Raw genomic sequence first — 7,343 nt, 5'->3', positions numbered from 1 at the left:
GAATAAAGCTGTCCAAAGAGCTATCAAAACGATTTACTCACAACATCCACTGAGAATTTCATATACCTAGCTATGAGTAGGGTTATGTTAAAGAGGGAATATGCTTGAATTTACTAGTTTCCGGACAACCTCTAATAATGTATACCATACATTTATCGTAATGACAGCAGTGTTTTTATCCACAACATGTGTGTTTTTTGTTTTCTTTCTTATCCAACAAGTTTTCGTAGTTGTTATGTGTGGAGTGGGGATAATTGCTTTGGCAGGAATTATAGTGAATAATAACATACTATTGCTTGATGCCTTTCATCATCAAATTAAGGTACACAAAAATGACATCAAGCGATGTGTAATAAACGCTGCAATTTCTCGCGTTAGGCCAATATTGCTTACCGTTGCAACCACAGTTCTTGGTTTAATACCGATGATTACCAGGTTAAATATCAATTTTTTTACGCTACAAATCACATATGATGCTCCATCAAGCCAGTGGTGGGTTGACATTTCAACAACCATAGCAAGTGGAATATTGGCTGCAACGGTTTTAACTTTATTCTTTACTCCTGCGTTGCTTGTTATACAAAAACATGAAAAAACTTGACTTAAATTAGCAATCATTTAACATTTAAGATAGTGTTCTTTGCCCGTTGGAGCTATAATTATAACTAATTACATTGGATTTATTTATTATGATTGCTAATCGTAAAAGCAGTGTTAAGCAGAAAAGTAACAAGAATAACATAGTTGGAAGCCTTGATGTAATAAAAACAGCAGGAGAGCTTTCACTTCAAAAAGGTTTAGATTTTGATGTTGTAATAAAGGCACTAGAAAGTGCTATAGAAGCAGTGGCTCATCAAAAATATGGTAGCAAAAGTAAAATTGTAGTTGATATAGATAGAAACACAGGCAAAGTTACTTCATATAGAAAACTAAAAGTTATTGATGATGAATCAAATGAAAAAGAGAATACTGAGTGTGAATCAATTACGCTTACACAAGCTAAATTAATAAAAGGAGATGCAAAAGTTGGAGATACTGTTAGTGAATTGCTCTCTCTTAACACTGATCTTGCTTCAGCAAGAATTGCCCAGCAAAAGATTGCTCAAGTAATTAAAGATGAAGAGTCAAAAAAGCAATATGAGGAGTTTAAAGATAAAGTGGGAGAAATAAGGTATGGTATTGTTAAACAAGTAGAATATTCAGATCTTATTATAGACATAAATGGCACTAGGGCATATCTTCCATTGCGAAATTTAACTGGTGGTGAATCATTTCGTGAAGGTGATAAGGTTAAAGCTTACATACAGACTGTTAAGCGCTCTGATGATGGACGTCAAATTATTCTTTCTAGGACTCATGAAGGCTTTTTGGAGGCATTATTAAATCAAGAAATACCAGAAATTGCTGACGGATTAGTGACAATTAAAGGTATAGCTAGAGATGCTGGTTCAAGGTCTAAGGTTGCCGTTTTCTCTCCCGACAAGAACATTGATCCAGTAGGTGCTTGTGTTGGAGTTAAGGGAGATAGAATAAAAACTATTATACACGAATTAAATGGTGAAAAAATTGACGTTATAAATTACTCCTCAGATTTGGGTCAATTCGTTATTAAAGCCATTACTCCTGCAGAAGTATCGAAGGTTATTATTGATGAAAATGAAAATTGCATAGAGTTAATAGTTGCTGAAGATCAATTGAGTTTAGCGATAGGAAAAAAGGGCCAGAATGTAAGATTAGCTTCAGAGCTTGTTGGATGGAAAATTGAGATATTAAGCACTCAGCAAGAATCAGAAAGGCGAAGTAAAGAACTTAGTCAATGTTCAGCTTTATTTGCTGAAGCTTTAAACTTAGAAGAGATTATGGGTCAGCTATTGGTAACAGAAGGTTTTTCAAGTGTAGAAGACATATCTAGCGCTTCAATTAAAGAGCTTGCTTCAATAGAGGGCTTTAATGAAGATATTGCAAACGAACTTCACAATAGAGCAAATAAGTACCTGAAAGCAGAAAATGATAGAAAAATAGAAGAGCTAAAAAGTTTAGGTATGGAGGATGATGTAATCAATTTAACTTTATCAATAGACAATAAAATTGCTCTTAGTAAGCATGATATTAAGACTTTAGAGGACATAGCAGATTTATCAAGTTATGAGTTTTGCAGCATACTCTCTTCCTCATCCGATAGCAAAGAAGATCTAAAAGATACAGTAGATTCAATAATCATAGAAGCACGTAAAAAGCTTGGATTAATATAATAAAATAATATGAATAATGAAGATATCAGTGATAAAAAATTAACGCTCCAAGGTTTAAGCAAGCTTAAATTAGACCTCAATTTAAACTCTTCAGCTAGCCCAAGTACTGGAGCTACAGTAGTAAAAAAAAGAAGAAAAAAATCTCATGATGCAGAAGAACATAATTTATTTGACGAGAGTAAATTATGTTCTTTAACAGAGAAAGAACAAATTTTTCGCATTAATGCTGTGCAGAATGCTGCTTTGCTGAAAGAAAGAAATCAGAGAGAAGAAAAAGAGAAAACAGCAAAAGAAGACAGCAATAAAGAGATTGACGAGAAAAATGAAGCGGACGCTTTATCTAAGGAAATAAATAAGCAAGTTTTAAGTAATACCCACTTAGTTGAACCAAAAGAAGATAGTATTGACCATGAGGACAACGATAAAAAGTCTTTTAAAGTCAACAAAGATATATATTCTAAGCATTCTAAACTGGTAATTGCACAGGCAATAGATGAAAAAACTGAACAACCCCCTGTATTTAAGCAAAGGTTTGGTATAAGAGGTAGAAAGTCAAAGTTTACTAAGGGTAAAAATATATCAAGAGAAGTTATTATACCAGACAAAATAACTATCAGGGAATTATCTATTCGCATGGCAGAAGATAGCAAGAGTGTGCTAAAAATGTTCAAAGAAGAAGTCGGTGAGAGTTATAGAGTAGATGATCTGGTGGATCCAGATATAGCATGTGAAATAGTGGAAAAATTTAATCATACGGCTAAACGAGTGAGCGATACCAACAGAGAAAAAGATTTATTTTTTATAGAAGGCAGAGAAAGCCTGCCTAAAAAACCTAAACCACCAATCGTCACTTTTATGGGACACGTCGATCATGGTAAAACCTCATTGCTCGATGCATTTCGTGAATCTAATGTTGCAGAAAGAGAGTCAGGTGGCATAACTCAACACATAGGTGCTTATCAAATAACGACAAAAGATAAGCAAAAAATTACCTTTATTGATACACCAGGACATGAAGCGTTCACTGCGATGCGTGCACGTGGTGCCAATATTACTAATATAGTTGTAATAGTAGTTGCAGCTGACGATGGAATCATGAAACAAACAGTTGAAGCAATAAATCATGCAAAAGCAGCAAATGTTTCCATTATAGTTGCTATTAATAAAATTGATAAATCTGAGCCTGGTGATGTAGAAAAAATAATTAATAGTTTGCCTCAATATGATCTCATCCCTGAAGGGCTTGGTGGTGATGTTATGATTATGCCAGTATCAGCAAAAAAGAAAACTAATTTAGATAAACTAGAAGAGGCGATTTTGTTAATCGCTGAATTAATGAAGCTAGAAGCAATAGAAGATTGTCGAGCACTTGGATGGGTAATAGAATCCAAAATAGATAAAGCGAAAGGAATATCAGCCACATTGATAGTTGAGGAAGGAACGTTAAAGGTTGGTGATATATTGGTAGTTGGTACAACATACAGCAAAGTACGTAGTATGGTTAATCACCTCGGTCAAAGAGAAAAAGCAGCACTACCCTCCGCTCCAATTGAAATTACTGGTCTAAATGGTGTACCAAATGCTGGAGATAAATTTGTTGTTGTAAATTCTGAAAAGCAGGCGCGTGAAATTGTTGAATACAGGCTAGAGTTAATCAAGAAAAAGAAAGAAGATTTGGGCGACAATAATTTAGATATATTCAGTCGTAATAACAGCGAAACAGAAGAACTATCTGTAGTTTTAAAGTGCGATGTAACTGGTTCTATTGAAGCAATATCAAGTTCAATTGATAAACTCGGTAAAGACCAAGTGAAATTAAATATCCTACACAAAGCAGTAGGAGGGATAACAGATTCAGATGTGCTGCTTGCAGAAGCATCAAGTGCAGTAATTTTAGCTTTTAATGTAAAAGTGGACTCAAAAATAAGGGACTTGGCAAAACAAAAAGGTATAGAAATACATACTTATAACATAATATACGAGCTCATTGACGACATGAGAATGTATTTAACTAAAATGTTAAAGCCTGTTACACGAGAGGTTCGTGTTGGCTTTGCATCTGTGAGGCAAATATTTAACGTATCTAAAGCTGGTAATATCATTGGATGTTACGTAAGTGATGGAGTCATAAGAAAAGATTCTTTAATTAAGGTAATGCGTGGTGGCAAATTGGTGCATGAAGGAAAGTTAAAAGCACTACGTAGATTTAAAGATGATGTTAAAGAAGTAGGTGTAAACTTTGAATGCGGAGTATCACTAGAGGGTAATGTCGATATTAAAGTTGGAGATATTTTGGAAGCTTATCAATTAGTGCAAGAAGAAAGGGTGTTATAGTAGCTGGATATGAAAAAGGAAATTAGAAACCTAAAGATAGCATCGGTATTGCATAGAGCAATATCAAGAGTTCTAATGGAAGGTAAGGTGTTCAATAAAAATGTAGCGGTATCTGACGTAAAATTAAGTAAAGATTTGAAAAAAGCAGATGTATATATTGTGTTATCTTCATTGAATATTCAAGTAGCTGACTACTTAGATCCAGAAAAAAGACGCACTGGAGATCCTTCTGAGAATAATTGTGATATTAACACTGTTGTTAATGAAATGAACCAGTCTGCATGGTCAATACGTAAATCTATATTGTGTTATGTTGATTTGCGATTTATACCTGAGTTAGTTTTCAAGCCTGATTTAGCGTTCGATAATTTTGTTAATGTAAGCAAAATATTACATAATCACACTTAATTAATGTATTTCAACCATTACTTTTCATTAATGAGGTTGCACAGTTTAACAGGTTTGTGGCTTGTGCTATTTCCCAGTTTGAGCGGTATTCTTTTAGCCTCAACTTCTCTATCGTATCAGGTTCTTTTTCTCCTTGTTTTGTTTACTATAGGTGCATTTTTAATGAGACCCGCAGGGTGCATAATCAATGATATCTTCGATAGAAAAATAGATGCGCACGTTGAACGAACAAAATATAGGCCACTTGCAAGTGGTGCATTAAACATAAAGCAGGCTTTAGCTTTACTTTCACTGTTACTGTCTATTGCCCTGGTAATCTTATTATTAACTAATAAAACTACACTCATACTTGGAATAATCTCAATGTGTATGATAGCTACTTACCCTTTATTAAAGCGGTATGTTTGGTGGCCACAATTGTTCTTAGGGTTTACCTTTAATATGGGATCGCTCATGGGCTCAGCAGCAATAACAAACCAGATCAGTATAGAATCCTTGCTGTTTTATATAGGATGCGTCTTTTGGACACTTAGCTATGACACCATATACGCCCATCAAGATAAAAAAGATGATGAAAAACTCGGGATGAAATCTACCGCATTATATTTTGGTGATACAACAAAATCTTGGTTGAAAAGATTTTATTTAATATCTCTTATGACGTGGCTATATGCTGGTATCTTATCATCATTAAATAACATTTTTTATATTGCTCTACTTGCTGTAGGGTTCATATTTCACCGCCAATACAAAAATTTCAATCCTGACGATCCCAGTCAATGCATGTCCATATTTAAAAATAATTCCTACGTAGGGTTGCTTCTCTTTTTTGGCATCCTTTTAGATAGAAGTATCACCTAGGTCTCAAGAGTTTTGGCTCTAATGAAGTCAATAAACTCAGGTACTCGCAGAAACGAAAATTGCTTGACAAACTCCGCCAGCCCTCTTATCATGAAACTGAAGCTATTGTATTTGCTTTCGCCAATCTGCAGATTAAAAGGTAAGGATTACTTAATGTATCGGCGTCTTATGTTCAATTTTTTGCAGTATATAGATACTGTATGTCTTTACAAAACTTCATCTACATCTAGATTTTTATCTAAATAAGCTGAACGCGCTTATAAAGCGTTACAAGACATCAAAAAATGCCAATACTCGACAGAGATAGTAAAAGACTAGCTAACTCGGGGATTCTTTGTCTTTTTTTCTGCTTAGTAAATTTCTTAAACATTTGCAGCGTAAGTTAGTTGCAATTAAAAGCGGCTGAATCTCGCTTGTCAAGCGTTTAAAACATAAAAAACGCCAATATTTTAAAGCGGATAATAACCACGGGGCTTCTTTTGCCTTTTTTTTCATTTGGTAAATTTCTTAATATTTACAGCTAAACAACAACCGTCATCCCTAAGTATCCCGCTGCTTGTTAGCGGCTGAGATACCGCGAATGAATCGCGGTATGACGGTTCGCGGCAGGATGACGATAAGCTCGTCATCCCACTACTTGTTAGCGGCTAAGAGATACCGCGGCGGTATAGCTATAGGATGACAAAAAAAGGGCACTGTGACGAACTTAAATCACAATTATCAGTTAATGCGGCATTATAAAAAACGCCAAACTTTTTTCTGCTTTTATGCAAGAAGTCTAGTCCATATATTCCTCCCACTTCTCCGCGACTTTCCTTACTATTTCCTCACTCATCTCAATTTTCTTTCCCCACTCTCGTTTGGTTTCAGGCGGGATTTTATTTGTCGCATCAAATCCCATCTTACCTCCAAGTCCACTTTCAGGGGAAGCAAAGTCTAAATAATCAATAGGTGCATTTTCTATCATGATTGTATCACGCACAGGGTCCATCCTTGTTGACATTGCCCACATCACTTCCTTCCAATCACGTACATTTATATCATCATCAACAACGATAATAAACTTCGTGTATAAAAATTGCTTTAGAAAGGAAAGTATGCCCATAACAATTCTTTTTGCCTGCCCTGGATAGGATTTTTTTATCGACACTACCGCTATTCTATATGAGCAACCTTCCGGTGGCAGATAAAAGTCCACTATCTCTGGAAATTGATTGATAAGAATGGGCACAAAAATTTCGTTGAGTGCTTCACCAAGAATCGATGGTTCATCAGGTGGCTTGCCAGTGAAAGTGCTGAGATAAATTGGATTTTTGCGCATAGTAATTGCAGTAATATTAAATTCAGGAAATTGCTCAACAGAATTATAGTAGCCAGTGTGGTCTCCGTATGGCCCTTCGTCTTGATAGCTATCCAAACTCACATAGCCTTCCAGAACGATTTCTGCGTGAGCTGGCACTTGAAGTGGAATAGTCTTACAATTTACAA

6 protein-coding genes and 2 pseudogenes are annotated in these 7,343 nt (G+C 35.2%); 6 read left to right on the top strand and 2 right to left on the bottom strand.

Annotation, left to right across the window (positions count from 1 at the left end; all coding sequences use genetic code 11):
- Positions 1 to 18 precede the first annotated feature (18 nt).
- The 6 genes and pseudogenes from WG67_RS07895 to ubiA form a co-directional block, all read left to right on the top strand.
- Positions 19 to 108 (top strand): annotated as a pseudogene (locus WG67_RS07895) (IS5-like element ISWpi1 family transposase); the annotation flags it as partial.
- A 16-nt stretch (positions 109 to 124) separates the two neighbouring features.
- Positions 125 to 601: pseudogene (locus WG67_RS05735) on the top strand (efflux RND transporter permease subunit); the annotation flags it as partial.
- Between the two features lie 88 nt (positions 602 to 689).
- Positions 690 to 2,252, top strand: coding sequence for a transcription termination factor NusA (nusA, locus tag WG67_RS05730; RefSeq protein WP_070357032.1), 1,563 nt, complete (start codon positions 690 to 692; stop codon positions 2,250 to 2,252).
- Positions 2,253 to 2,261: 9 nt separating this feature from the next.
- Positions 2,262 to 4,586 (top strand): translation initiation factor IF-2, encoded by a 2,325-nt coding sequence (infB, locus tag WG67_RS05725; RefSeq protein ID WP_070357031.1) that lies wholly within the window; start codon positions 2,262 to 2,264, stop codon positions 4,584 to 4,586.
- 9 nt (positions 4,587 to 4,595) lie between these two features.
- A complete protein-coding gene (locus WG67_RS05720; protein WP_006279769.1) occupies positions 4,596 to 4,994 on the top strand; it encodes a ribosome-binding factor A in 399 nt (132 codons plus the stop codon).
- A 3-nt stretch (positions 4,995 to 4,997) separates the two neighbouring features.
- The gene (gene ubiA, locus WG67_RS05715; RefSeq protein WP_070357030.1) at positions 4,998 to 5,855 is read left to right on the top strand and encodes a 4-hydroxybenzoate octaprenyltransferase; all 858 of its coding nucleotides are present in this window, start codon (positions 4,998 to 5,000) and stop codon (positions 5,853 to 5,855) included.
- A gap of 318 nt (positions 5,856 to 6,173) precedes the next feature.
- Here ubiA and WG67_RS08925 read toward each other — a convergent pair whose 3' ends face one another.
- Both WG67_RS08925 and WG67_RS08920 read right to left on the bottom strand, forming a co-directional pair.
- Entirely contained in the window at positions 6,174 to 6,350 is a 177-nt protein-coding gene (locus WG67_RS08925) for a hypothetical protein (protein WP_155968519.1), read from the bottom strand.
- 283 nt (positions 6,351 to 6,633) lie between these two features.
- The coding region (locus WG67_RS08920) for a UbiD family decarboxylase (protein WP_458694943.1) at positions 6,634 to 7,343 on the bottom strand (710 nt) is incomplete at its 5' end.

It is taken from the genome of Wolbachia endosymbiont of Drosophila incompta (genome assembly GCF_001758565.1).
GTDB classification, from domain to species: Bacteria; Pseudomonadota; Alphaproteobacteria; order Rickettsiales; family Anaplasmataceae; genus Wolbachia; species Wolbachia pipientis.
Note: the sequence above shows the minus strand (reverse complement) of the source record. Positions and strands in the feature narration are given on the sequence as shown.